Origin of the sequence: Nocardia sp. NPDC058497, from assembly GCF_042720195.1 — a bacterium.
GTDB lineage: Bacteria > Actinomycetota > Actinomycetes > Mycobacteriales > Mycobacteriaceae > Nocardia.
Window position 1 is genome coordinate 1,809 of sequence record NZ_JBHXMY010000717.1, and the last position, 846, is coordinate 2,654.

Genomic DNA, 846 nt, shown 5'->3' on the forward strand with positions numbered 1-846 from the left:
TATCTCCCGGGTGCGTGCTCTCCCCCCCCCCCCCCCGCGGCCACCCCGGGGGGCTCTAACCGTTCCCGCTGCTCGGTCGCTGGCTGACGTGGTTCGGCGATCGCGCCGAACATCCCGGCTCCGCGGTGCTGCCCGCGATGACCTCGGTGCTGTCGACGCACTGGGCCTCGGGCCAATCCTCCCTGGAGGACGGCAATCTCGCCGCCCTGCTCGGCTGGATCGACCCGCCACGCGGACTCACCGGCGCCGAAGCCGCCGCCATCGCCGAAGACCCGCTGCAATCACCACCCGCGGGCCCGGCCACCGATCCCGGCTTCGACAACGAAGAGCTCGCCCCGTTGATCGCCGTATACAACGCCGCCGCGGACGACACCGCGAGATCCGTTGCCGCCGAACGGCTCGAGCGGTCCCTGCGCGGCCAGCTCGAACCCACCTGGCAGCTGATGTGGCGGGCGATCGAGCTGCTGGGCGCCTTGCCGCCGGGCGCCAGCGTCGAGAACCGGTGGACCGACGACCGCGGCGCGTTCTCCTACTTCGCGGCCGAGGTGGCGGAGGGAACGCCGCAGGCCCGCCGCGATCCCGCCGTCCGCGCGGTGCGCAGGCTGCTGGAGCGCGAACGGGCGCTGGAGGCGTTGCAGGCGCAGTGCGCGTTCGACGATCCGCTGCTCATGCTCGAACACCGGGTCACCGGAGCGGCCTTCCGCGGGACGGTCGTGCACAGCGAACCGGACCGCGTCGACCGGTCGGGCGCGCGCCCGTCACTCGGCCCCCCCAACCACAAAAGCTCCACCCACCCGATGATCGCGGTCGTCGGCGTGGTCCAGTGCTGCGGCGGTAGCCCGCAGC

1 pseudogene is annotated in these 846 nt (G+C 73.2%); it reads left to right on the forward strand.

The window, feature by feature from the left end:
- Positions 1-137: 137 nt before the first annotated feature.
- A pseudogene (locus ACFWPJ_RS29945) lies at positions 138-846 on the forward strand (hypothetical protein); the annotation flags it as partial.